At 64.1% G+C, this 24,194-nt stretch carries 24 protein-coding genes and 1 tRNA gene; 14 read left to right on the top strand and 11 right to left on the bottom strand.

What is annotated here, in order from left to right; translation table 11 throughout:
• The first annotated feature begins 55 nt into the window (after window positions 1-55).
• From BAUR9175_RS03355 to BAUR9175_RS03340, 4 genes are all read left to right on the top strand, one after another.
• Window positions 56-2,134, top strand: coding sequence for a serine/threonine-protein kinase (locus BAUR9175_RS03355; RefSeq protein WP_101582974.1), 2,079 nt, complete (start codon window positions 56-58; stop codon window positions 2,132-2,134).
• 134 nt (window positions 2,135-2,268) lie between these two features.
• Window positions 2,269-3,129, top strand: coding sequence for a DsbA family protein (locus BAUR9175_RS03350; protein WP_096146334.1), 861 nt, complete (start codon window positions 2,269-2,271; stop codon window positions 3,127-3,129).
• 159 nt (window positions 3,130-3,288) lie between these two features.
• A tRNA-Thr gene (locus tag BAUR9175_RS03345) sits at window positions 3,289-3,364 on the top strand.
• Window positions 3,365-3,599: 235 nt separating this feature from the next.
• On the top strand, window positions 3,600-4,313 hold the full coding sequence (locus BAUR9175_RS03340; RefSeq protein ID WP_226825621.1) for a hypothetical protein: 714 nt from the start codon (window positions 3,600-3,602) through the stop codon (window positions 4,311-4,313).
• A 104-nt stretch (window positions 4,314-4,417) separates the two neighbouring features.
• Here the strand turns inward: BAUR9175_RS03340 and BAUR9175_RS03335 are convergent, their stop codons facing one another.
• The 8 genes from BAUR9175_RS03335 to BAUR9175_RS03300 form a co-directional block, all read right to left on the bottom strand.
• The gene (locus BAUR9175_RS03335; RefSeq protein ID WP_009881854.1) at window positions 4,418-5,011 is read right to left on the bottom strand and encodes a hypothetical protein; all 594 of its coding nucleotides are present in this window, start codon (window positions 5,009-5,011) and stop codon (window positions 4,418-4,420) included.
• A gap of 153 nt (window positions 5,012-5,164) precedes the next feature.
• Entirely contained in the window at window positions 5,165-6,631 is a 1,467-nt protein-coding gene (locus BAUR9175_RS03330) for an ABC1 kinase family protein (RefSeq protein ID WP_096161784.1), read from the bottom strand.
• A gap of 69 nt (window positions 6,632-6,700) precedes the next feature.
• Window positions 6,701-7,180, bottom strand: a complete 480-nt coding sequence (locus BAUR9175_RS03325) for a hypothetical protein (protein WP_096159723.1) — start codon at window positions 7,178-7,180, stop codon at window positions 6,701-6,703.
• A 109-nt stretch (window positions 7,181-7,289) separates the two neighbouring features.
• Window positions 7,290-8,567: an MFS transporter gene (locus BAUR9175_RS03320; protein ID WP_257944251.1), complete on the bottom strand. Its 1,278-nt coding sequence runs from the start codon at window positions 8,565-8,567 to the stop codon at window positions 7,290-7,292.
• 62 nt (window positions 8,568-8,629) lie between these two features.
• Window positions 8,630-9,817 carry a sensor histidine kinase gene (locus BAUR9175_RS03315; protein WP_101582972.1) on the bottom strand — a complete coding sequence of 396 codons (1,188 nt, stop codon included), beginning with the start codon at window positions 9,815-9,817 and terminating at the stop codon, window positions 8,630-8,632.
• Complete coding sequence (locus BAUR9175_RS03310) at window positions 9,814-10,536, bottom strand: response regulator transcription factor (protein ID WP_101583006.1); 723 nt, start codon at window positions 10,534-10,536, stop codon at window positions 9,814-9,816. The genes BAUR9175_RS03315 and BAUR9175_RS03310 overlap by 4 nt, the downstream gene beginning before the upstream one ends.
• A gap of 150 nt (window positions 10,537-10,686) precedes the next feature.
• Window positions 10,687-11,055, bottom strand: a complete 369-nt coding sequence (locus BAUR9175_RS03305) for a hypothetical protein (RefSeq protein ID WP_009881860.1) — start codon at window positions 11,053-11,055, stop codon at window positions 10,687-10,689.
• Window positions 11,052-11,663, bottom strand: a complete 612-nt coding sequence (locus BAUR9175_RS03300; RefSeq protein WP_009881861.1) for an ArsR/SmtB family transcription factor — start codon at window positions 11,661-11,663, stop codon at window positions 11,052-11,054. The genes BAUR9175_RS03305 and BAUR9175_RS03300 overlap by 4 nt, the downstream gene beginning before the upstream one ends.
• Before the next feature lie 94 nt (window positions 11,664-11,757).
• Between BAUR9175_RS03300 and BAUR9175_RS03295 the strand changes: the two genes are divergently transcribed.
• The 4 genes from BAUR9175_RS03295 to BAUR9175_RS03280 are packed head-to-tail and all read left to right on the top strand — an operon-like array spanning window position 11,758 to window position 15,149.
• Window positions 11,758-12,882 carry a M4 family metallopeptidase gene (locus BAUR9175_RS03295; RefSeq protein ID WP_096157545.1) on the top strand — a complete coding sequence of 375 codons (1,125 nt, stop codon included), beginning with the start codon at window positions 11,758-11,760 and terminating at the stop codon, window positions 12,880-12,882.
• Window positions 12,879-13,271: a hypothetical protein gene (locus BAUR9175_RS03290; protein ID WP_096146339.1), complete on the top strand. Its 393-nt coding sequence runs from the start codon at window positions 12,879-12,881 to the stop codon at window positions 13,269-13,271. Before BAUR9175_RS03295 ends, BAUR9175_RS03290 begins: the two co-directional genes overlap by 4 nt.
• A gap of 49 nt (window positions 13,272-13,320) precedes the next feature.
• Window positions 13,321-14,277, top strand: a complete 957-nt coding sequence (locus tag BAUR9175_RS03285; protein WP_009881863.1) for a tryptophan 2,3-dioxygenase — start codon at window positions 13,321-13,323, stop codon at window positions 14,275-14,277.
• Between the two features lie 44 nt (window positions 14,278-14,321).
• Window positions 14,322-15,149, top strand: coding sequence for a PaaX family transcriptional regulator (locus BAUR9175_RS03280; protein ID WP_009881864.1), 828 nt, complete (start codon window positions 14,322-14,324; stop codon window positions 15,147-15,149).
• A gap of 2 nt (window positions 15,150-15,151) precedes the next feature.
• Here the strand turns inward: BAUR9175_RS03280 and BAUR9175_RS03275 are convergent, their stop codons facing one another.
• Both BAUR9175_RS03275 and BAUR9175_RS03270 read right to left on the bottom strand, forming a co-directional pair.
• Window positions 15,152-15,922: an alpha/beta hydrolase gene (locus BAUR9175_RS03275; protein WP_101582970.1), complete on the bottom strand. Its 771-nt coding sequence runs from the start codon at window positions 15,920-15,922 to the stop codon at window positions 15,152-15,154.
• A complete protein-coding gene (locus BAUR9175_RS03270) occupies window positions 15,919-16,713 on the bottom strand; it encodes an SGNH/GDSL hydrolase family protein (RefSeq protein WP_009881866.1) in 795 nt (264 codons plus the stop codon). The genes BAUR9175_RS03275 and BAUR9175_RS03270 overlap by 4 nt, the downstream gene beginning before the upstream one ends.
• A 176-nt stretch (window positions 16,714-16,889) precedes the next feature.
• On the opposite strand from BAUR9175_RS03270, the gene BAUR9175_RS03265 reads away from it, so the two are divergent.
• Window positions 16,890-18,170 carry an amidohydrolase gene (locus tag BAUR9175_RS03265; RefSeq protein WP_205677679.1) on the top strand — a complete coding sequence of 427 codons (1,281 nt, stop codon included), beginning with the start codon at window positions 16,890-16,892 and terminating at the stop codon, window positions 18,168-18,170.
• The gene (locus tag BAUR9175_RS03260) at window positions 18,167-19,909 is read left to right on the top strand and encodes a threonine/serine exporter family protein (protein WP_069600859.1); all 1,743 of its coding nucleotides are present in this window, start codon (window positions 18,167-18,169) and stop codon (window positions 19,907-19,909) included. The genes BAUR9175_RS03265 and BAUR9175_RS03260 overlap by 4 nt, the downstream gene beginning before the upstream one ends.
• A 66-nt stretch (window positions 19,910-19,975) precedes the next feature.
• On the opposite strand, the gene BAUR9175_RS03255 is transcribed toward BAUR9175_RS03260, so the two are convergent.
• Window positions 19,976-20,677 carry a uracil-DNA glycosylase gene (locus BAUR9175_RS03255; RefSeq protein WP_029416622.1) on the bottom strand — a complete coding sequence of 234 codons (702 nt, stop codon included), beginning with the start codon at window positions 20,675-20,677 and terminating at the stop codon, window positions 19,976-19,978.
• A gap of 163 nt (window positions 20,678-20,840) precedes the next feature.
• On the opposite strand from BAUR9175_RS03255, the gene BAUR9175_RS03250 reads away from it, so the two are divergent.
• From BAUR9175_RS03250 to BAUR9175_RS03235, 4 genes are all read left to right on the top strand, one after another.
• Window positions 20,841-22,307: an aldehyde dehydrogenase family protein gene (locus tag BAUR9175_RS03250; RefSeq protein ID WP_009881870.1), complete on the top strand. Its 1,467-nt coding sequence runs from the start codon at window positions 20,841-20,843 to the stop codon at window positions 22,305-22,307.
• Window positions 22,308-22,611: 304 nt separating this feature from the next.
• Window positions 22,612-22,878 carry a DUF3263 domain-containing protein gene (locus BAUR9175_RS03245; protein WP_009881872.1) on the top strand — a complete coding sequence of 89 codons (267 nt, stop codon included), beginning with the start codon at window positions 22,612-22,614 and terminating at the stop codon, window positions 22,876-22,878.
• A gap of 2 nt (window positions 22,879-22,880) precedes the next feature.
• Entirely contained in the window at window positions 22,881-23,504 is a 624-nt protein-coding gene (locus BAUR9175_RS03240) for a LytR C-terminal domain-containing protein (protein ID WP_009881873.1), read from the top strand.
• A 357-nt stretch (window positions 23,505-23,861) separates the two neighbouring features.
• On the top strand, window positions 23,862-24,065 hold the full coding sequence (locus BAUR9175_RS03235; protein WP_009881874.1) for a cold-shock protein: 204 nt from the start codon (window positions 23,862-23,864) through the stop codon (window positions 24,063-24,065).
• Window positions 24,066-24,194: the final 129 nt, after the last annotated feature.

Raw genomic sequence — 24,194 nt, 5'->3', positions numbered from 1 at the left:
TCCTGTGTCGGTCCTTGGAACGAACTGTACTCGCTCGACTACGCTTGGGAGGGTGATGGATCAGGATCTGGGAGGCTACCGCCTCATCGAGGAGCTCGGCTCGGGCGGCATGGGTGTCGTCTACCTCGGTGTCGACGGCGGAAACAACCCTGTCGCCGTCAAGGTTCTCCACCCTCACATCGCCAATGATGAGACCGCTCGCAAACGCCTCGGACGCGAGGTCAGGACGCTGCGCAGGATCAAACATCCCCGAATCGCCGAGGTGCTCGACGCGGAGCTCGAATCCTCTCAGCCCTTCATCATCACCGAGTTCGTCGACGGGCAGACGCTGTCCGACGATGTCAGGGACCACGGTCCCTTCGCCGAGGATGAGCTCGTCCATTTCGGCCACGCCCTCCTCGATGCCCTCAACGCCGTGCACGAATCCGGTGTCATCCACCGCGACCTCAAACCAGCGAACGTCATGATCATGGACGGCGAACCGATGGTCATCGACTTCGGCATCGCCCAGGTCGCCGACGAAGTGCGAGTGACCGCGACCGGCCTCGTGATGGGAACACCCGGCTACCTGTCACCGGAGATCGCCGATGGCAAGACCTCAAGTGAGAAGACCGACTGGTGGGGGTGGGCCGCGACCATGGCCTACGCCGCCACCGGCCGCAATCCCTACGGTTCGGGGCCTCTCGAGGCGGTGCTGGGGCGAGTGGCCATGGGCAAATTCGACCTCGACAATGCGCCCCGCAACTTCGTTCCCCTCATCGCGGCCTGCCTCGACCCGAAGCCCGAACGCAGGCCGAGCGGCCAGATGATCCTCGATGCCCTCGTCGACATCGAATCCGGACGCGAACCGCAGCTGGGATCCGGACCCGCAGCCGGGGCCTCGAACCAGGCATCCCCGACGGGCACGGCGCGGATGCCTGCAGTCGACGGCGGTGGAGGCAATGGGTCAGGCTATGGCGGAGCTGCCGCTTTTGGTGCTGCAGGTGCTGCCGCCGGTGGTGCCGCAGCGGGCGCAGCCGCGGGCTACGGTGCTGCCGGATTTGACGGTTCAGGCTATGGTGCAACCGGCCATGGCTCACCCCGTGGCGGCTACCCGGGGGGGACGAACCCGCAGGGATACCCACAGCCGGGTTACTCCCCACACGGCCAGCCAGGGCAAGGCCAGCGTCCGCAGGCCCAACCGTTGCAGGGCCAGCCAGTGCAGGGCCAGCCAGTGCAGGGCCAACCGGTGCAAGGTCAGCAGCCGCAGGCCCGCTCCGGGATGATGCCCGGTGGGCAGGGGAGTCCGCCCACAATGGCCCCAGGCCCGATGAACCGGGGCACCGCACCTCCCGTGCGCAACCCCAACGGCGGCATCCAGGCCGCTCCCGGTTCAGCGATGGCCGGGACCAACCTCGGCGGGGCAGGGTATGGACTCGCCGGACCACCGGCTGGTCAGGGGACTGCCCGGCCCGATTCCAACGGCACAGGAGTCCAAGGCGGACAGCAGAGTCGACCCGGTCAGCCAGGTCAGCCCGGCTACGGCTGGGCGCCGATGACCTATCGGACGGTCCGGACCGGCGGGTGGGTGGTCTTCGGCCTCATCCTGCTGGCCATCGCGATCATGCCGCTGGGCCCGCTGCTCGTGACACTCCTCGTGTTCCTGTGGTCGATCATCGCCCGCACCGGCACACGATTGGACCGCAAGGCCCAGAAGCACCGGTTCGAACGCGGAACCGACGGCGGAGGAGTTCTGCGCTCACTCGCCTCGGCGCCGGCCGCGATCCTCGCTTCGGTGCTGACCTCGATCGCGACTCTCATCCTGCCGGCGATCGCGGGTATCGCGATGCTCGTGCTGACCCGACTCGACATCGCGGGAATCGTGCCCAGCGGATACTCGGAGCAGTGGTCGGTGTGGGCCGCCGGTGCCGCGGGTGCCCTCGTGCTGTGGCTGGGTCCGGGCGCGGGCAGCCTGCGCTACGGATCACGGCTCATGGTCTCCGGGGTGACACGCAACCACCTGGGCAGGCTCATCGCACTGTCGGCGATCGCGCTTCTCATCATCATCGGCATCATGGCTGTTCAGTCCGGATCCGGGATGTCCTGGTGGCCGCTGACGTCGAACCCTTTCACCTATCTTCCGGACCCGGTGTAGTTGATTCTTGAATTTCACTGGGAGTCGGGCCACCACCTGTTTGGGTAAGGTGGGACGGTCGGGACTCGTATATCGACCCGATTCCCCACGGTCCGAGGCCGGGCCGACGTCAGACGATCGCAACGTGAGGAACAATGGCGAAGAACAATTCCGGTGACAATCGGCGGAACCAAGCACGTGAGAACGCGCGTCAGATCGCAGCGGCTCAGGCCAAGAAGGAGAAGACCGCCAAGACCATCCTCTACGTGGGGATCGGCGTCGTCGTGGTCGTTGTGGCCGCGGTCGTCGGTGTTCTCATCTTCCAGCAGAGCAAACCGGGCATCACCCCGGCCAACTACGTCGCCAACGGTGTCAGCATGGCCAAGGACGGCGAAGTGGTGCAGCCGAAGCAGCTGCCCGACGGTGAAGAGTCAGATCTGCCGACCCCTGCCGAAGCCGGTGCCAAGAAAAACGCCGCGACCGTGACCGTCTACCTCGACTTCCAGTGCCCAGGCTGCAAGACGTTCGAAGAAGCCAACACTCCGACTCTGGAGAAGCTGGCCGACGAAGGTTCGATCGTGCTTGAGTACAAGCCGGTGTCGATCCTCGACCGGATGTCCAGCGGCAATGAGTATTCGACCCGTGCCGCCAACCTCGCGGCCTGCGTCGTCGACTCCCAGCCTGAAACCGTCAGGGACTTCTTCCCCGCGATGTATGCTCAGCAGCCCGAAGAGCAGGGCAATGGCCGCACCGATGAGGAACTGCTCAAGGTCGCCGAAGAAGCCGGTGTCGACACCTCGAAGAAGCTCACCTCCGACCCTGAGCAGACCGTCGAGAGCTGCGTCACGGACCAGTCGTTCAAGGACTTCGTTGAGAAGTCGTCGAAGGAGGCCCTCGACAGCGGAGTGGAAGCCACTCCGTGGGTGCTCATCAACGGCAAGCAGACCGACAAGACCAGCGACCCGCAGGCGCTGACCTTGGAGATCCTCAAGGCCACCGGCGAGTTCAAGGGCTGACTTCGTCCATCAGCATCGGTCGACCGCCGCCGAGGTGGCAGTCGGCCGATGCCCGGACGTGAAGTCCGTACGGTGAAGTTACCCTCGCGTCCGTTTTGTCGCCGCGAAGGTGAATGGACTACTATCGTGTAGGCGCAGACGGCATCGTTTCGCCGCCACGCCTCCCTAGCTCAGTTGGTAGAGCACCGCTCTTGTAAAGCGAAGGTCATCGGTTCGAGTCCGATGGGGGGCTCCACGTAACCGGGCCAGACAGTTCACTGTCTGGCCCGGTTCTTTTCTGCCCCGGTGAGGGTGCGTCACGCATGCGCCTCCGCCCGTCACAGGTGCGCCACGGATGTGCCGGGCCAGTTGTGCCAGATCTGCCACGCAGTGTGCTGTGATCATCACCTGCTCCCCAGGCCGTGTGCCATAGAGTCTCTTCTTGTCAGGGCCAATGAGTCATCAATCACGCAGCTCATGCAGCGCCCATCATGTCGAAAGGGAAACCGATGAACCGCACCGGACGCCACTCAGCCCGAATCCTCACCCAGACCTCCGCCTTGGCCTTTGCCGCCGTATTGGCACTGTCAGCCTGCGGCAGCAATGACACAGCGGCGGATGAAGCCCCCGAAGACGCAGCACCCAGCCAATCGCAGGGCGAAGCCCTCGAAGCCGAAGAGCCCGCAGAGGAGACCACGGACGAGACAGCGGCTGAGACCACAGAGACGGACGAGGCCGAAGGCATGAGCGACAAGGCCGAGGGCACCGAGGTGGAGATCGGCACAGAGTTCACCGATGAGGAGACCGGGGACGTCATCACCATCGTGTCCGCAGTCCGCAACAACCCCACGGAGTACTACGAAGCCGCCGACAACCCAGATGGGGAGATGGTCTACATCGAGGTGAAGGTGGAACCGGGCGACAGCTACGGCGGCACCATCAGCGCATCGGACTTCTACCTCGACAGCGCCGGCGAAGAGGCCAACTACGCATCGAGTGCCAAAGACGAACTCAAGGATGCCGGTTTTGAGTATTTCGACCTCGCGCCGCGCCGCGATGGAGAGCACACGGGCTACGTTCCGATCTACGTGAGTGAAACAGCCGACGTGCTCAAAGGGACCTACCTTCGTCCCGAGGCGAAGGTGCTCGGCGAGGACAAGAAGGTCCCCGAATTCAGCTCTGAGTTCGAGGTCCCCGCCACCTGACCAGAAAGCAGCAGGGCGCTCATTGAGAAGACCCCGCGTTCTCCACAGCAGTGCAGAACGCGGGGTCTTCTCATGTGCTCTGACTATCGTCAAGGCAGCCGTGCTCAGACCAGGCCCGACGTCTCCTCTTCGAGTTCGCGGGTGTGTGAGACTGTGAGCCCGAGGAGCGTGAGCACGGCACTTGCGAGGACGGTGATGAAGAGCGTCGACTGCTCGTTGAGTGCATATCCGTAATACGTCAGACCCTGACCGGAGGCGATATAGCTCTGCATCCAGCCGGTCAGCCAGCCGCCTCCGAGCCCGCCGACGAGAGAGACCAATCCTGAGATCAGGATCGTCAACGGCCAGCGGTTCGAGGCGACTGCGTCTGCGCCGGATGAGGCGATGAACGCGGCGTATCCGATGATGAGGGCGATGAAGCCGATGATCGTCAATGCGACCGCAATTCCATAGGTGATGATGGGCCAGGTCGAGACCGCTGATGCGTCGATGAGGACGGTCAGGTTGGTGTCGGCGACATGCACCGACTCCGATATCGGCTCATGAGCCTCGCTGTCCTGCAGACGCATGGTGATCTGCTTGTCCTTGAGGAGGGTGAACAGCGGTCGGAAGATGTCGACTCCGGCGACAGCGACACCTGCGGCGAAAATCCCTCCAGTGAATGTGCTGATCTGCTTCTTCCGGTGCTGTGTGAGCATTGCGCTCCTTCTCAGCTCGGTGCCGTCAATCAATGGCTTCATATCGTTAATCGATGTATCGAAAAACGATAACATACCGTCTGTGTCCAGCGAGAATACAGAACCAGGTGCCCTGGAGAGGGTGTGAGTCGACGAGGTTGGCCGCGTGCGGCCCTAACCGTCGACGCCGCGTTTGAACACGAGCATGAGGGAGCGCATGCTCAGCACGAAGCCGCCGAAGAGCAGGACGAATCCGAAGAATGCGTACAGGTGGATGCCTTCGGTCAGCAGTGGTCCCTCCTCGCTGGTGATGAGCATGATCGAACCCAGGACGGCGGCGCCGGCGAGGACGGCGACGATGAGCTGCTGGAACAGGCTCGTGAGGAACCGTCGATCCGAAGGGTTCTCCAACACGCGCATGTTCATCGAGAAACGGCCCTGCTCGAGGTCCTCGGTGATCTTGTTGATCCGCCGAGGCATGCGGTCGATCATCGGCAGGATCTGCATCGCACGACGCTGGAGCTCATCGGTGATCTTCGTCGACTTCAGCTTGCTGCGCATGAGGCGGTTGCCTTCGTTGCGGGCAACGGCGACCACGTCAAAGGTGGGATCGATGACCAGCAGTGCTCCCTCGACCGAGGCCAGTGCCCGGAAAGCAGCGCTGATCGGGGCCGGGACCGAGAAGCGATGGGCCAGAACCAGGTTGAACAGGTCGTCGAAGAGCTTCTGCCCGTCATAGGACTGGCTTCCGCCGCCGTAGCGGGTGAGCAGTTCGCCGACGGCACGTTCCACGGCCCGATCGTCGAGATTCTCCGGGCGGCCGAGGAGTTCGATGATGGAGTCCGTGGCACCGGCGCTGTCGTTCTGGTCGATCGAGTAGAGCATGAGGCCCAGGGCCGTCTGCGTTCCCGGGTCGAGCCTGCCGACGGCCCCGAAGTCCAGGAGCCCCAACCCGCCGTCGGGCATGATGAAGATGTTGCCCGAATGCAGGTCCGCGTGGAAGACGCCGTCGGTGATGATCTGCTCGAGTGTGGCTCCCAGCAAAGTGGTGGCCAGCCCTTTTCGCTCCTTATCGGAGAGTTCAGCCAGGATCTTCCCCGCCGAGGACACCGGTCGCCCGGGCAGCTTGTCCATGATGAGGAGCCTCTCGCTCGAGAACTCCGGGTAGCTGTGGGGCACGGTCACGGAGAACTTGCCCGATCGCCGGAGGCTGTCCTCGATGGCACGCATATTGCCGAGCTCGATCCGATAGTCCAGCTCCTCCTCGAGGGAATTGGCGAACCCTTTCGCCAGCTTCTCGATCCCCAGATCCTGACCCCATACGGTGGTCTTGTTCAGCCAGCTGGCCAGACGCAGGATGATGTCGAGATCCTGATTGACCTGGTTGAGGGCCTTGGGCCGTTGGACCTTGACGATGACATCCGTGCCGTCGAGCAGTGTGGCGTCATGGACCTGCGCCACCGAGGCTGCGGCCAGGGGTGTGGCATCGATGCGGGAGAACACGTCGCTCAAGGGCCTGCCCATGCGCTCGATGATCGCCGGTTCGATGACCGACCAGGGTTCGGGGGAGACCTGCGTCTGCAGCAACTCCAGTTCGTGGACGTAGGCGGGAGGCAGCACATCACGACGGGTGGAGAGCATCTGTCCGAGCTTGACGAAGGTGACTCCGGCCTCCGAGAGCGAGTTCTTCAGTGCCCGGGCCGTCTTGGCCTAACGGTCACGGGAAGCACCCCGGCCGAAGCCGCGGATCTGTGAGCCCAGGCCGTGGCGCACCGCGATCGAGATGACCTCGGCGTAGCGTCGACCGCGCCGCCTGCGTGCCTTCCAGCCGAAGAACAGAGACTGTGGGCCGGGCACCGAGCCTGTCGGGAAGGCTGCCTCGATCACGACGAGTGCGCCGACACCCAGAGCGAAGATCCACCCTGTCGCCAGCAGCAGGAGCAGGAGTGCGACACCGGGTGCCACCTCGAGGCCGCCGGCGTTCTGTCCCGTCCCGGCACGGTAGAGATACTGCACGGTCAGCGCCATAACAGCGCTCATCACCAGGCCCACCCCGATGGTCCGCGGCCAACCTGTCGGGATGCCGACGACGCGGCGGACAACGGTCGCGGCGAGCCATGACTGCAGGAGGAGGAACAGGACGGCGGCGATGCCCAGCAGAACATAGGCTCCGAAGTCGAGGGCGGCCATGAACAACTCTCCTTAGGCAGCGGTGTTCCCCAACGTTGTGTCCGTCAGGGACCGGTCGTCACCAGCCTAATCGGTGTTCGCCGATTCTCAGGGTGGATCGGGACTCGGCTTATCCTCGGCGCATTCGACCGGGCAGGCCGATCTGCTTGGCCCAGATGAGCACCCACACCGCGCCGAGGATGGCGAAGAGTCCGGGGAACAGGATTCCGAAGCGCAGTGAGGCGAGGGTGATGACCAGTGAGATGAGGGCCGGACCGCCCAGCTTGCCGCCGTTGGAGAAGATCGCCCAGATGCCGAGGAACCGGGCCCGCCCGATCGCCGGTGACAGGTCGGCTCCGATCGTCATGTTCACCCCGGCACCGAGGCCGTTGCCCACGGCCATGATGGCCACGGCGATGACCATGCCACTCAGGCTGGGCACAAGCACCATGACGACGAATCCGGATCCGAAGATCGTCAGGCAGGCCACCAGGGTCGCCACCCGCCCGAGGTGGTCCTTGATGTATGCGCCGAGGAACATGAAGACGAGTTCGAGGCCCGCGCCGAAGGCGATGAGCAGGGAGATCGATGATTCTCGGAGGCCGATGTCGATGCCCCAGAGCTGGATCACCACAGGTTGAGCCGATCGGGCCACGGTCAGGGCGATGATCGAGATCCCGACGAGGACCACGGCCTTCCACCTCACCTCCAGGCGCGGCCGAGGTGGCTTGTGCGGATGGCCGGCCACCTCCTCGGCGAGGGTGGGGTCCTTCGAAATATCGGCACCGTCACCCGCATGGGCGCTCGCCTCGGTGCCAGCCGATCCGCGGTCGGGGTAGCCGGGGATGCGGGCGATCGGCAGGGCCATGATGATGATCGCGGCGACGGCGGCGAGGGCTGAGAGCACGAAGACCGACCAGAGCGGGAAGATGAGCATGAGCCCGGCACCGACGATCGGGCCCACGAGGTTGCCCACCCGCTGAGTCCCGCCCAGCGCGGTCATCGCCTTCGCCAGATCCTGCGGAGGCATCACCTCGGCCACAACGGCCTGACGGGCCAGGTTCCACACATCGGAGACGGGAGCGAAGAGCATGAGCCCCACCGTGTAGAGGATCAGCGCGGCGGGGGAGTCCCAGATGAAGGCGGCGACGATCCCGCCGAGGACCACAACCGCGGTGGCCGTGGCCACGAGCATCGCCCGGAAATCGCCGAGGCGGTCGATGAGCATCCCGGCCGGCACCGTCGCTGCCAGGGAGACCGCACCCATGATGCCGACGATGGCGGCCGCGAAGGAAGCGCTCGAGCCGAGCTGAAGCGCACCCAGGACCATGACCGGAAGTATCGCTCCTATGCCGACGGCGAAGAGAAGCGACGGCGCGAGGACCGGCCACAGAATGGGTTTGAGCACCAGGCCAGTCTAGTCCGGCGCTGTGTCCGTCTTCCTCGACCGCACCGGCGGAGAACCGTCGCTCAGACGGCAGGGGCGATTGCGGGCAGACACACCTCGAACCGGGCACCTGATTCGGTGTTGGAGACCCCGACGGTGCCAGAATGCGCCTCGACGATGCCGCGGACGATGGCCAGACCCAGCCCGGCATTGCTGGTGAGGACCCCACCGCCATTGACTGTCGGGTCCCGGGTGATCAAATCGTCGTCGGGAGTGCGCGCCGGAGAGCCTCGCCACCCGGTGGTGAAGACCTCGGTGAGAGCCTCGGCCGGGACCCCACCGCCGGTGTCGCTGACGGTGAGCACAGCTTGTCCCTCACCATTTCGGCTCGTCTCGAGCACGACCTCGGTGCCCTGGGACGAATGCTGCAGGGCATTCATGAGCAGATTCTCGACCACCCGAGTCAGCTCACGGGGGTCACCGGCCACGATGACGTCGGTGAGTCCGCGCTCATGGACCGCGATGCCCTTGGCCGCGGCGACCGGTCGCAGATCGGACACCGCATCCGAGACGAGGTCGTAGAGGCTGACGTCGATGGTTTCCAGCTCGAGGGCACCCGACTGGATCCGTGACAGGGCGAAGAGGTCATCGACCATGCGTGAGAGTCGATCGATCTGGATTCGGATCTTGGCATAGTAGCGCTGCCGATCCTCGATCATCCCGTCCTCGAGAGCCTCGGCCATGGCCTTGAGCCCGGCCATCGGAGTTCGCAGATCATGGGCGATCCAGGCGATGAGCTCGCGTCGTGAGCGATCGAGCGCGGCCACCTCATCGCGGGAGTCCGCGAGCTTGCGGCTGGTGGCGACGAGCTCGGCGCGCAGCAGCGCCGTCTCCGAGACATCCTTCGGGTCACTGAGATCACCGAGGCGATGGCCCTCACCCATTTCGGCGGTGAGACTCCGCAGGTCCTCGTACTCGCGGGCGATGAGCCGACCGAGGAACCAGGTCACGACCATGGTCGAGAGCAGGGAGGCGAGGGCCACGGTGAGGAACACATAGAGGTCGTGCTCGGACAGGTACATCGCCGCGGAGATTGCGACCATCCCGGTGAGGACTGAGACCAGGGTCGTGGCGACGATGATGGACAGGCGCGCTCTCAGCGATCGGCGGCGGCTGAGCCACAGCGCACCGACGCCGATGATCCCGATCCCGGCGGAACAGACAATCGCGACGAGGAAGATGGCGGCCATCTCCGGCAGCGGAAGCATCATCGTAGCTCCTCCTCGACATCGAATCGGTAGCCGGCGCCCCAGACCGTGGACAGAAACTGTGCATGGGAGGGATCGTCCTCGATCTTCTCCCGCAGCCTGCGCACGGTCACGGTGATCGTCGACGGGTCGCCGATCTCCCACCCCCAGACGGAGCGCAGCAGGGTCTCCCGGTCGAAGACCTGGTGAGGGTGTTTGAGGAAGAATGCGAGCAGGTCGAATTCGCGAGCAGAGACCTCGAGTGGGATCTCGTTCCGGCTGACCCGGCGTCCGGATACGTCGAGGTGGAAGGGGCCCAAGCGAAACGGTGCTTCCGGTGTCGACTCGTCCACGGTGCGCTTGAGGATCGACTGGACTCGCAGGACGAGTTCCCGAGGAGAGAACGGTTTCGTGAGATAGTCGTCGGCGCCGGACTCGAGACCATCGATGCGGTCCTCCGTCGCGGACAGCGCCGTGAGCATGAGCACCGGGACCGCAGTGAACGAGCGCAGACGGCGACACACTTCGGTGCCGTCGATGCCCGGCAGCTTCCGATCGAGAATGACGAGGTCGGGGACCAGCTCGGCGACGGATTCGAGCGCCTGGAAGCCGTCGGCGACCTCATCGACGAGGAAGCCCGCTTTGCGCAGATAATTGCGCGCAACCTCGGCGACAGTCGGATCGTCCTCGACGAGGAGGAGCCTGCGGTCTCTGAGGTCGGGGTCTCCTGGCGCATCAGTCATGATCTCAGTGTAGAAACCTCTGTTCCCCGGGCCAAGGTGCATGACACGGTCACTGCGGGCCATCTGGGCGAACTCGAATGGGATCGAATCGTCCATCGGCGCCGAGGTGGAAGCGTGAGTCACGTATGAGGGCTCGACTTGAGGACGGGGTCAGTTCGGGAGGCCGATGAAGTGCCTCATATCGTGGGCCTTCGCGGCATCGACCCGGCGTGCGATCTCGTCCGCGCGGGCTGCTGGGCCAACTGCCGGGCGAAGCGCGTGCCTGCGGCCTGCTTCGATCAGCCACACGCCGAGGCGGACCATGGCCCGATTGAGCCCGTGAAGTCGCATATCCGATGAGGTAGTCAGCAGCTCGGCTGCCGTCTCGGAGCTGTGCGGGGAGGCTGAACCAGCACGGGACTTCGTAGCTGGCAGGTCGTCGAGGAAGATCTCGCGAGTGGTGGTGGTCGTGCGCTCGACGATCCTGCCGGGACCTCGTGGGAAGGTCGGTGGTCTGATCGGGCTGATGAGGGTGCTCATGATGGTGTTTCCTCTCCATCGGTCAAGGGGAAGGCATTGAACTGGATCTGCACGGGACGGGAGCCGGGGTCGTTGCGGCCCCGGAACTCCGTGACGATTGCGTCGATCGTGTTGTGAACCCGATCGTTGATCTCCCGCAGTTGGGCAGGCGTCACGTGCACGTTGCTCGTGTCGACCGCCGCGGCATCGGCCCACACATCGGGCAGCAGATCATCCGAGTTGAGGACATCGACGAAGTCCTCAAGCGCCCGGGTGCCGTTTCTGGTCCATTCGCGCAGAATGAAGCCGGCCGAGGCACCAGCGGAGGGATCCTCCTTGGCGGTGTGCCGACTGACATCGATGGCCCCCGGGGAGCGATCCCACCACTTCGCTCGTCCTCCGGAAGGGCCATCGACCTGGTGGATGAAGTTGTGGCGGGCGAGCTGACGCAGGTGGTAGCTCGTTGATCCGGTCGATTCGCCGAGCCGGCTGGCCAGGCTGGTCGCCGTCTGCGGTCCGAACTTGGACAGCGCGTCGTAGATCTCGACGCGCAGCGGATGGGCGAGCCCCTTGAGTGCTTCGGGGCCAAGGGTTCGGATCGGTGTCGGGGAATCTGGTGTGTCAGCCATAATGCAAAGATACGCTTGCAAAGAAGTCTTTGCAAGGAAAAGTTTGCACGAATTTTCCTATTCGATGCATGGGCAGAGGTGGCACCCTGGACATATGAGTCTTCGACACGTCATTCCGCCGTACCTGCTCGATGCGATCGCCGAACGCGGAGGCGAGAAGTTCCCCCGAGCCGCCCGCGCCGCGCGCAGCTGTCAGGTCTCCGATGAGTCCTGTCGCAACCTGCGGGCCGAGGGGCTGCGCTATACGCCGGTGGCCACGTCCGCTGGGGGAGCGCAGGACTCCGAGGCCGCGATGCACTCGCAGGTCACCGGCGCCAGCGCCGGGGTGAACCGCCTCATCCACGACGCGCAGGGCACCGAAACCCTGCCGGGATCCCTCGTGCGCAGCGAAGGCGAGGACGCAGTGTCCGACGAGGCGGTCAACGAGGCCTACGACGGGCTCGGTGCCTCCTATTCGCTCTTCGCCGAGGCCTTCGAGCGCAATTCGCTTGACGGCAAAGGGATGCCGCTCATCGCCAGCGTCCACTACGGCCAGGACTACGACAACGCCTTCTTCGACGGACGGCTCATGGTCTTCGGCGACGGTGACGACGAGGTCTTCACCGGCTTCACCGGGTCGCTGTCGATCATCGGCCACGAACTCAGCCACGGCGTCATCAGCCACACCGCCGACCTCGAGTACCTCGGGCAGCCCGGTGCCCTCAACGAGCACTGCGCCGACGTCTTCGGTGCCCTGACTGAACAGCATGACTCCGGTCAGGAAGCCGGGGACGCCACCTGGCTCATCGGAGCCGGCATCTTCACGCCCGAGGTCACAGGCCAGGCCCTGCGCTCCATGCTTGCGCCGGGCACCGCCTACGACGACGATGTCCTCGGCAAGGATCCCCAGCCTGATCATATGGACCGCTACGTCACCACGGATTCGGACAACGGCGGGGTCCACCTCAACTCCGGAATCCCCAACCGCGCGTTTGCGCTCGCTGCCACCCGCCTCGGCGGCCAGGCCTGGGAGACCGTGGGGCAGGTCTGGTACTCCGTGCTGACCGGTGACGACATCACCACTCGCACCGATTTCGCGGGCTTCGCAGCCCTGACCATCGCCGAGGCGGTCGCCCAGTTCGGTGAGGGATCCGACGTCCACGATGCGCTCGTCCAGAGCTGGGATGCCGTGGGCGTGACTCGCGGTGCAGGGCGGGGAAATGTCGGGAGCAGCTGGTGAGTGAGGAAGGTTCGTCTCCTGCGTCCGGCGAATTCGGCCATCTCATAGTCGAGCGCAGCGGTGGAATCGCCGGGCTTCTGCTGGTCTGGGACCTCGACATCGATTCGAGCGAGCACCGGGCGAGCATCGGACCGAAGGTGGCAGAGCTCCCATGGCCGAATGACTCGGCAGGGCACGTCGATGGCGGTGCCGGGGTGAAGGCCAATGGTGGGGCGGCGGGCATTGGTGCTGGACCTGGTGCTGGTGCTGACCGTTACGTCTATGCGATCGAGAGTCGCTTCGGTCTGGTGCGTTTCGGTGAGACCGAGATGCCGGGGGAGTGGAAGAGCCTCGTCGAGCAGGTCCGGGAGATTGCAGCCCCTGAACGGCGCAGGCCGGGAACGGAATGATGTTGCGTATCTGATCCTCTCGGTCGATAACTGCAATACACTGGCTGTCATGACTCATGACGACTCCACGGCGGAGAACAACGAGCGGGATCTTGAAGACGGAATCCACACGGATCTGAGGTCGACGATGACCTACGGTTCCTATCTTCACCTCGACCGACTGCTCGACGCCCAACATCCTGTCAGCGACCCGGTTCATCACGACGAGCTGCTGTTCATCATCCAGCACCAGACCACGGAGCTGTGGTTCAAGCTGGTCATCCATGAGCTCGTCGATGCCCGACGTCTCATCGCCGATGACCAGCTCCCGCTGGCACTCAAGCGCATTGCCCGCGTCAAGCACATTCAGAAGACCCTGACCGAGCAGTGGTCGGTCCTCGCAACCCTGACGCCGAGCGAATACGTCGGGTTCCGCGACGAACTCGGCAAGTCTTCGGGATTCCAGTCCTGGCAGTACCGGGCCGTGGAGTTCCTGCTCGGGAACAAGAACGCCGGCATGCTGCAGGTCTTCGACGGTGAACCCGAGGCCCGCGCACAGCTCGAGAAGTACCTCAACGAGCCCAGCGTCTACGACGAATTCCTCCGTGCCCTTGCCCGCCGCGGACTCCCGGTGCCGCAACGACTGCTGGACAGAGACGTGTCCGTGGCGCACACCTTCGATGAGGAACTTCTCGACACTTTCCGGATCATCTACGAGAACCCCGAAAAGTACTGGCAGGAGTACGAAAGCTGCGAGGAGCTCGTCGACCTCGAGGAGAACTTCCAGTTCTGGCGCTACCGCCACATGCGCACGGTGCTGCGCATCATCGGCATGAAGCGAGGAACAGGCGGTTCGAGCGGTGTTGGCTTCCTGCAGAAGGCACTCGATCTCACCTTCTTCCCGGAGCTCTTCGACATCCGCACCGGCATCGATAACGGACCCGGCACAGCGACGGGTCCGGGCACGGCGCGCGCGAAGAACTCTACGGGCGGTCATGGTTCCGCTTCAGGCTGTCCGGGGCTCTGAGACCGATCGTCGATCTCGATCACACCTCCGGCAGCCCCACCTCTTTGCTGCGGACCTTCGTCGGTCTTCACCTGCGTGACCTGGGCGGTTGGATCCGAGTCGCTGCCCTGCTCGATCTTCTCGCCACCGCCGGGGTCTCGAACTCCTCAACTCGCAGCGCCGTGTCGAGACTCAAGGGCAAGGGACTGCTCATTCCGGACAAGCGGGAGGCAGTAGCCGGATATCGTTTGGACTCGGCGGCCGTGTCCGGACTTGAACGCGGGGATCGGAGGATCTTTACCTACCGTGGTCAGAGAGATGACGAGCCCTGGTGCCTGGTGTCCTACTCCCTGCCCGAGGTGGACCGGTCGAAGCGGGTGCAGCTGCGTCGAACACTGATGGGGTTGGGATTCGGAGCGGTCACCGACGGGCTGTGGATTGCGCCCGGGCATCTGCGCGCCGAAGTCGAGGACGCCCTGGTCGGCCTTGACGTGCGAGACCGGGCGACGATCTTCATCACGCAGACACCCCTGACCGCTGAACCCTTCGCTCAAGCGGCGGCGAAATGGTGGCAGCTGGACACCCTGGCTGCCAGGCACACCGAATTCCTTCGCCGGTACGAACACGCTGCGCCACTGTCGGAGAACTCAGCCCCACTGCCAGAGAACTCAGCGCCGAAGTCGTCTCTCGAACCGCGTGAGGCGTTCGTTCTGTGGCTGCACTGCGTCGACGAGTGGAAGGCGATCCCCTACGTCGATCCGGGCCTTCCACCCAGCGCCCTGCCCTCGGACTGGCCCGGGATGAGAAGCGTGGAACTCTTCGCACAGCTGCGCCGCACCCAGGCGGAGCCTGCCCGTGCCCACGTCCGGGAGATCAGCTCAGCAGAGTCGTGAGATCAGTTCAGCAGGGTCTTGAGCACAAGCGGGAAATAGGGCGAATCGGGGTCGACGAGATCGGCGTGATCGGCGCCCTCGGCGACGGACAGCCGTGCCGGGAACGTCCAAGAGAATGCGACGTCGACCGTCTCATCACGGTCCCCGTGGACGATGAGCAGATCCGCCCGCGCGGGAATGAGTACCGCCCTCGAGCGCGGATCCTCCCGCAGGTACGGTGCCAGATCCTGCTCCGGTCTCGCGCCCATGTAGTCGAGCACAGCCCCCTCACCCAAACCGTCCTCGACCTCCCGGAACAGGTCCGTGACCGGGGCCAAGGGCCGCAGTCGGAACTCGGGCCCGTCCGTACGGAGGTGGCTCGCCCACGCCAGCACCAGGCACCCTCCGGCCGAATGACCGGTCACAGTGAGACTGCGCCGTGCCCGATCATTGACGCCCCAGTCCGACAACGAGTCGTATGCAAAGGTGAGGGCGGCGGTGACGTCGGCGGAGCAGTTGGGCTGCCCGCCTACGCGCCGGTATTCGATGAGTACGCACAGCACCCCCGCCTCGGCGAGGGCCGCGGCCATGGGCCTGGCATGGGCGAGGTCCGTGCGCTCACGGAAGTAGCCGCCGTGGACGAAGAACACCGTCGCCGAGGCGGTGCTCGGGTCGCCGTGGACCTCGAGGAACTGATCGGCCTCAGGCCCGTAATCACATCGGAAGAAGTCCCGCTGCGAGTCCAGCGCCGAACCGGCGGCACCTAGTGCCGCGAAACGATCGCTCTGGCTCATTCTGGTTTGCGCACTCGGGTGAGTTCAGGAATCTTCGCATCCAGCTTGTCGCCGGAGGACTGCCCGCGCAGGCGTCGGCCGACCCAGGGGCCGAGGTATTCGCGTGCCCACTTGGACTCTTCGCTCATGGCCGCCCGAATCGGACGCGTCGGTCGAGCCGGCATAGCGAAGCCGGTCACCGGCAGGGAATGCCCGCTTTCCAGCGTGGCCAGGGCCTGACTGGCCACGAGCTCATGGCCCTTGGGTGAGAGGTGAATTCTGTCATCGGCCCACATGTCGCCAGCGTAGAGCTGCCGCAGCCCCCAGACGTCAGTCATATGGCAGCCATGTCGCTGCGCAATCGACCACAGGTGCGCGTTGTAGATGCCCACGCGCGGGCGCACGGCGCGGATCAGGGGTGAGGCGATCTCGGTGTCGAAGCCGTTGCACATGAGCACCTCGATGCCGGCCTCGCGAAAGGCGATGACGGCACGTTCGAACTGGTCGGCCAGGTCATCGATATCGGCTTTCGGGCGCAGACAGTCGTTGCCCCCGGCGCAGAAACTGACCAGGTCGGGTTTGAGGTCAAGTGCCTTGGGCACCTGCTCTTCTATGATCCGGTCAATGAGACGCCCACGGATGGCGAGGTTGGCGTAGGTGAGTTCGGGGCTGCCTGCGGGGGAGTCGACGAGCTTGTCAGCAAGGCGGTCGGCCCACCCCAGGTAGCGATCGTCTGCGCTCGGATTGTGGTCCATGAGCCCTTCACTGAACGAATCGCCGATGGCGACATACGAGGTGATGGTCTGGAGCATTGGGGTCCTTCTCTCATTGATTCTCTGACTCCGAACTATACTGAATCGGCCTTGTCGGAATCAGCCGGGACTGCGACAGATTCTGGTGGCCCCGCGTCATGACCTGTGCTGATCGCCTGGCGTAGACTCGATTCGAGACGGATCTCATCGTTGACGGCAACTGCAAGAGGAGCACAATGTATCGTTCGATTCCGGTTCCCGAGATCACTGATTTCGCCATCACGAATGCTCGGATTCTGCCCATCGCAGATGCCAAGGGGCAACGTGTCGAACCAATCGAATCCGGCACGATCCGGGTCTCCAACGGCACGATCACCTCAGTGGAATCCGGCACCGTCACCGCTGCGGATCTGCCGGCCGACACTGAGCTCATCGATGCCGGGCAACGCTGGGTGCTGCCGGGATTCATCGAAGCCCACGGCCACCTCGGCGTCCATGAGGATGGTGAAGGCTGGTCCGGTGACGATACGAACGAGATGACTGACCCCAACGGTGCCGGCGTGCGTGCCCTCGACGGCATCGACCCGTCCGAGATCGGATTCAAGGACGCCCTGCGAGGAGGCGTCACCTCGGCGCTGATCAAGCCCGGATCCGGCAATCCGATCGGCGGGCGCACCGCCTTCGTGAAGACTTGGGGACGGATCGTCGACGAGATGCTCGTGACCCAGGACCTGTCCGTGAAGTCGGCCCTGGGAGAGAACCCGAAGCGCGTCTACGGCGAGAAGAACGTCACCCCATCGACCCGCATGGGAACCGCGAAGATCCTCCGAGATGCCTTCGTCGATGCCCAGAACTACCTGGCCAAGCGCGCCCACGCCGAGTCGGAGGGCACTCCCTTCGAACGTGATCTCGTCAAGGAGACCTTGGCGGATGTCCTCGAGGGCAAGCTCGCCTTCGACCAGCACTGCCACCGCGCCGATGACATCGCCACGGCCATCCGCCTGTCGGAGGAGTTCGGCTACCGTCTCGTCATCAACCACGGCACCGAGGGCCACAAGATCGCTGACTACATCGCCGACAAGGGCATCGACGTCATCCTCGGACCGCTGATGACCAGCCGGTCGAAGGTCGAGCTGCGCGACAGGTCCCTGGCAACCGCGGGCGCACTGGCCAAGGCCGGGGTGCGCATCGCACTGACCACCGACCATCCGGTCATCCCGATCAACTTCCTCATCCACGAAGCCTCCCTGGCAGTCAAGGAAGGCCTCGATCCCGTCGTCGCGCTCGAAGCGCTGACCATCAACCCCGCCGCGATCTTCGGCCTCGAGGATCGTCTGGGTTCGCTGGCTCCCGGCCGCGACGCCGACCTCGTCATCTGGTCCGGTGACCCGCTGGACCTGAACTCCCGCGCCGATCAGGTGTTCGTGACCGGCCGCAAGGTCTACGAATTCGACGCCGCCGCAGGCACCGCCGATGTTGCGGACCCATTCGGCCCGACTCTCATCAGTGAGCCGTGACGAACGACAACACTGAAGAAGCACCCACCGCCGAGGTACCGGTCGACGCACAGTCGTCGTCCGGACCTGAACACGGGACGAATAAGGCCGAAGCCGGATCCTCGGCACTGCAGGAACTGCTCGAACTCTCCCGTCAGCAGCGGCTCCAGGAGCTGCGCGAGGCACCGACCGGTCAACTGAAGTCCGATGAGGACAGCCCCGCGGGTGCGAGTTCACCGAAGACGACGACGGCCAAATCCAAACCCAAGGCCGAACACAAGGGCGCCTCCCAGCGGATTGCTCAGCGCGTGGCCAGGCGCACCGTGGGCAGGCTCGTGTCCGGCACCTCGGTCAACACCCAACCGGTGCCCATCGTCACCGCCCTCAAAGGCAGTCCGTACAAGGCTCCGGTGCAGGCCAGCGAGCCCAACGAGGACGAGGCCAGAATGGTCCTCGACCTCGCCGCCGACATTGCGGCGATCATGATGCGCGCCGGGGCCGGAACCTCCGACATCGAGGTCTCCGTCATCGCGGCCTGCGCCGCCTTCGGACTCACGACTGCCCAAGTGGATCTGACTTCGAACACCCTCACCGTGCACTATTCGACGTCCGACGGTCGTCTCATGACCGTCATGCGCGTCAACCGGGGCGAATCCATCCACTTCGCGAAGCTCGGCTCCGTGCATAAGCTCGTCACCGATCTGGTCGCGGGCAATCTGGGATTCAACGATGCCCGGAGTCGCCTCGACGCCATCCGGTACCAGCGCCGTCCCTATCAGGAATGGTTCGTCACCGGTGCCTGGGGAATGATGGTCGGCAGCCTGGTCGTGCTGTTGGGCGGCGGAGCGATTGCTGCCGGTCTCGGCATCGTCATGTCGATCATGATCAGTCAGGTCGGCAGGATGATCGGCCGCACCGCCCTGCCGAGCTTCTTCATCACCGCACTGCAGGCGGCGATCGCGACCCTGGTGGCGATGGTGGCCGGCAACTTCGGCATCATCGAATCGCCGCAATACCTGGTAGCCGCCGGCATCGTCCTGCTGCTGCCCACACAATCACTGTATTCCTCGGTCCAAGATGCCCTGACGAACTTTCCGCTGACCGCCGCCGGGCGCATGGTGGGGGTGGTCCTGACCCTGGCTGGCATCGTCTCGGGCATTGCCCTGGGGGTCGTGACGGGCGAAGCGATCGGACTCGATGCGATCGAAGTCTTAGTCCCGAAGACCAGTGTCCACGTCATCTCAGCAATCGTGTCGATGGTGGCCGCGGCTGTCGTGGCCATGGCCGGCGTCATCGGCATGCAGTCCACGAGGCGGTTCATCCTGCCCGCCGCGTTCGTCGGCCTCGCCTCCTACATCACGATGACGGCGCTGACGATACTGGCCATCGACAATGTCCTGGCCAGTCTGTTGGCGGCGACCGTGACAGGATTCCTGGCGCGACCGCTGTCCCTGCGTCTGGGCGCACCCGCCATCGTGCTGATGATTCCCGCGATCTACACACTGCTGCAGGGCCTGTCGATCTTCACCGCCGTCTATCAGATCGTTGCCGAATCGGAGACGACGTCCTTCGCGGTGGGACTGTCCTCGCTGTTCACCGCGATCCTGGCCAATGCGGCACTGGCTGTCGGCGCCGTGCTCGGCAGCTACCTGGCCAGGCCGCTGAAGAACCTCAAGGCCGATGCCGTGGAGAAGACCGCCGAATCCGCGCGATCGAACGAATCGACGATCACCCTGGACACGGTCGAGCCCCGAGACTGAGGACGCAAACCTGGGGCTGCGGAATCAGTTCTGGGGCGGGAGGAGTCAGTTCTGGGCCGGGAGGAGTCAATTCTGGGCCGGGAGGCCCCAGTCGATGGGCGCGAGGCCCTTCTGCTCGAGCAGCTCATTCGTACGGGAGAACGGCTGGGAACCGAAGAAGCCCCTGCTGGCAGACAATGGTGAGGGGTGCGCGGATTCGATGATGGCGACCTCGGAGCGACCCGATTGCAGCATGGGGGCGAGGTTCCTCGCATCCCGGCCCCACAGTATTGCCACAAGCGGCTGATCTCGGTCGACGAGTGTCGCGATCGCGGCTTCGGTGATGGCCTCCCAGCCGCGTCTGCGGTGGGATGCAGGTTCGCCCGTGGACACCGTGAGCACCCTGTTGAGCAGCATTACCCCCTGCCGCGACCAGGCCTGCAGATCACCATGGGCGGCTGGTTCGATGCCCAGGTCCGCCTCGATCTCCTTGTAGATGTTCTTCAGTGACCGGGGGAGTGGGCGCACATCGGGATCGACGGCGAAGGACAGACCGATCGCATGTCCGGGCGTCGGATAGGGATCCTGTCCGACGATGAGCACCTTCACCTCGGCGAGGGGATCGGCAAAGGCACGGAACACCTTGTCACCGCTGGGCAGGTAGCTGCGCCCGGCGGCGATCTCCTCACGCAGGAAATCGCCCATGGCGTGGATGCGTTCGGCCTGGTCGGACAGTGCGGCGGCCCAGTCGGGGGACATGATGTTCGTGAGCTCAGCGGTGGACGTCATGGCCGCGATTCTACCGATGGTGCGAAGGTGGGTGCCGATGTGCACGCAACGCAGACGAGGTGTGCATCATCGCCTACTGCTCCGCCATTCTTTTCGGATGGGGGCAGGCGATATGCTCGTCGGAGAGAGTTCAGCGGAGAGCTATGTAGGTGAAAGGATCACAATGTCGCAATTTCCCGAGGCCACGAACTGGAAGATGTTCATCGGCGGAGAATGGGTCGAAGCTGCCGACGGTGACAGGAAAGACGTCATCACCCCCATCGATCGCAACGTCGTGATCGCCACTGTGGCCAATGGCAAGGAAGAAGACGCCGACCGCGCCGTCAAGGCCGCCCGGAAGGCCTTCCCCGAATGGGCCGCGCTGCCGTTCAAGGAACGCCAGAAGATGCTCATCCGCTGCGCGGACGCACTCGAAGCCGGCTCCGAGGAGCTGGCCCAGCTGACAGCGATAGACACCGGCAATGCCATCCGCACCCAGGCACGCCCGGAGACGATCATCCTGGCCGACCTGTTCCGCTACATGGGCGGTGTCGCAGGTGAGGTCAAGGGCAACACCCTGCCTGCTGGTGACGGACAGCTGCAGTACACGAAGCGCGTGCCGCTGGGTGTCGTCGCCGGAATCCTGCCCTGGAACTCGCCGCTGATGATCGCGGCCTTCAAGACACCGGCCGCACTGGCCGCAGGCAACACGATCGTCCTCAAGTGCGCCGAGGATGCGCCGCTGACGATTCTGAAGATGGCTGAGCTGCTGGCCGACATTCTGCCGGCAGGCGTCCTCAACGTCGTCACCGGCAAGGGTTCGGTCATCGGCGAGGCGCTCAACGTCCACCCCGACGTCGACAAGGTCTCGTTCACCGGTTCGACGAACGTCGGCCGTCACGTCGCCGAGCTGGCAGGCGGACGCCTCGCCCACTCCTCGATGGAACTCGGCGGCAAGAGCCCCAACATCGTCTTCCCCGACTCCAACGATGACGACACCCTCCAGCAGGTGCTGCTCTCGACCCGCTTCGCACGTCAGGGCCAGTCCTGCACGATGGGTTCACGCCTGTTCCTGCACGAGGACATCTACGACGACTTCCTGGGCAAGCTCGTCGACGCTGTGTCGAAGATGAAGGTCGGTGACCCTCGCAACGAGGATTCAGACATCGGCTGCATCATCAACGAGAAGCAGTACAACCAGGTCTCGGACTACATCGAGATGGGCAAGTCGATGGACGGCGTCGAGATCGCCTACGACGGTTCGGACTCACTCGAGGTCGGCGAACCCGGTTTCTACCACGCACCGGTCATCTTCTCCAAGGCCAAGAACGAATGGCAGACCAGCCAGGAGGAGATCTTCGGGCCCGTCCTCTCGGTCATTCCCTGGAAGGACGTCGACGAGGTCATCGACATGGCCAATGACAGTGAGTTCGGTCTCGCTGCCTTCGTCTTCACAAGGAACGTCGATGCCGCACTGACCATGGCCAACCGGATCGAGTCCGGCTGGGTCCAGGTCAACCAGGGCGGCGGACAGCTCGCCGGACAGTCCTACGGCGGCATGAAGACCTCAGGCTTCGGCCGCGAGGCCTCGCTCGAGGGCATGCTCGAAGGCTTCACCCAGATCAAGCAGGTCAACATCCGCATCCGCTGACCAGCACATATCTGTGCAGCCCGAATCTGACCGGCGATCCGCCAAGGACCGTCGCAGCAGCACTGTCGACCCATTCGGCTGCGGCCGGTTCACCCACTGTGGTGAGCCGCCTGCAGCAGGGTGGGTCGGCTGCTTCCCACGGGGTAACCAGGAGATCCCCCGGAGGTGGAAGGTGCCGGAAGAAGGCGCCGAGAGACGCATGAATCCGCGCCCGCAGGGCAGCGACGGCGCGCCGGGAATTTCAGTCCTGTCCTCCGGGCGATAATATAGAAGCAACGATTCTTCTCGAAGGAGCACAACCTCTATGCCGCAGAACCAAGGCGCCCCCGAACTGAGTGAGCTCGAGGTGTCCGTTTTGGAGTTCGAGCGGCGGTGGTGGAAGTACGGTGGAGCCAAGGATCACGCGATCCGTGAGAGGTTCGACATGTCTGCCACCAGCTACTTCCAGATCCTCAATTCCCTGCTCGACAACCCTGCCGCACTTGCCAGTGACCCTATGCTGGTCAAACGCCTGCGTCGCATCCGCACTACGCGGCAGAGCGAACGTGCACAAGCCCGCGTCTCGAGGTAGACATGACTGACGAATTCGACGAGATCGAACCCGGACGACGCAGTGGAGCCCATCGACAGGACTCCTCGGCGCAATCGAACGTCGGTGCCATCGCGCTGGTCATCATCCTCGCACTCGTTGCCGTTCTGCTCGTCGTCGCGGCCATCAACATCATCACGTCTTCGATGAAGGACCCCGAGGACAACGTTGCCGACTCCGGATCCGATAAGACCGCCTCGGCGAGCCCATCGCCGAGTGAAAGCGAAGTCAGCGTCGCCGATTCGGACCTCAAAGTTGACGTACTCAATGGTTCGGGAGTCTCCGGAGTTGCGAAGAAGTTCTCCGAAGCAGTGGAGGAGAAGGGCTGGGGCATCGGCCAGGTCGGCAACTATTCGACCGGGCTGAGCGTCTCCACGGTCTACTACTCGGACGAGTCGAATAAATCTCAGGCGAAGATGGTCGCCGACGCACTCGGAATCGAGGCCACGGAAGCCTCGACGGACTTCGACGCCGACATCACCGTCGTCATCTGCTCCGACATCGCCGAGCGCGGACCCGAGCCCAGCGAAGGCGGCTCCGGCGAGGGAGATTCGGCCGAAGGCGGCGCAGATTCCGGCTCGGCCGGGGCTACCGACAACAACGGCTGAGGCCCACGCGCCAGCTCGTTGTTGTTTCCAGCAGCGCATTTCTCATTCACGCCGGTGAAGTCGGTGATCGACGAAGGTTTCGTACCGGAAATGACGCCGTCGAAAACACCTTGATAACGAATTGGTAACAGTGTTGAGCGGCCGGAGGACCTGTGCGGCGCTGGGGTAGAGTTGCATCAGCTAGGCAAGCACTGCCCTTGTGTTCTATTCGTGCTTCACCGAGATCATTCTCTAGAGGTCAATGAGAGAAATCGCGGGGTCGGTTGAGTTTTACTAGCTTCCGTTGTCCGCGGCGCGGCCAGACCGGTCGCAATGGGGTGACGGAATGTCAATGACACTGCACTGTATGGAGAAGTAATGGCACAAGGTACCGTCAAATGGTTCAACGCCGAAAAGGGCTACGGATTCATCACCCTGGAAGGCAACAACCAGGACGTGTTCGTTCACTGGAGCGCAATCCAGATGGACGGCTACCGCGCTCTCGAAGAGGGCCAGCAGGTTGAGTTCGAAGTTGGAGAAGGACAAAAGGGTCCTCAGGCGGAATCCGTCACCCTCCTCTGAGACTCACGTACGTAAAGTCTTTTGATCCGCTGCGGCGGGAAGACGGTGAGAGCCCGAATCCCTCCGAGCGGGGAAAGCGCCAAGCAGGCAACTGCTTGGCGCTTTTCAGTTGTCTGGCGCACAGCGGTC

Source organism: Brevibacterium aurantiacum, assembly GCF_900169065.1.
Lineage (GTDB): Bacteria > Actinomycetota > Actinomycetes > Actinomycetales > Brevibacteriaceae > Brevibacterium > Brevibacterium aurantiacum.
Note: the sequence above shows the minus strand (reverse complement) of the source record. Positions and strands in the feature narration are given on the sequence as shown.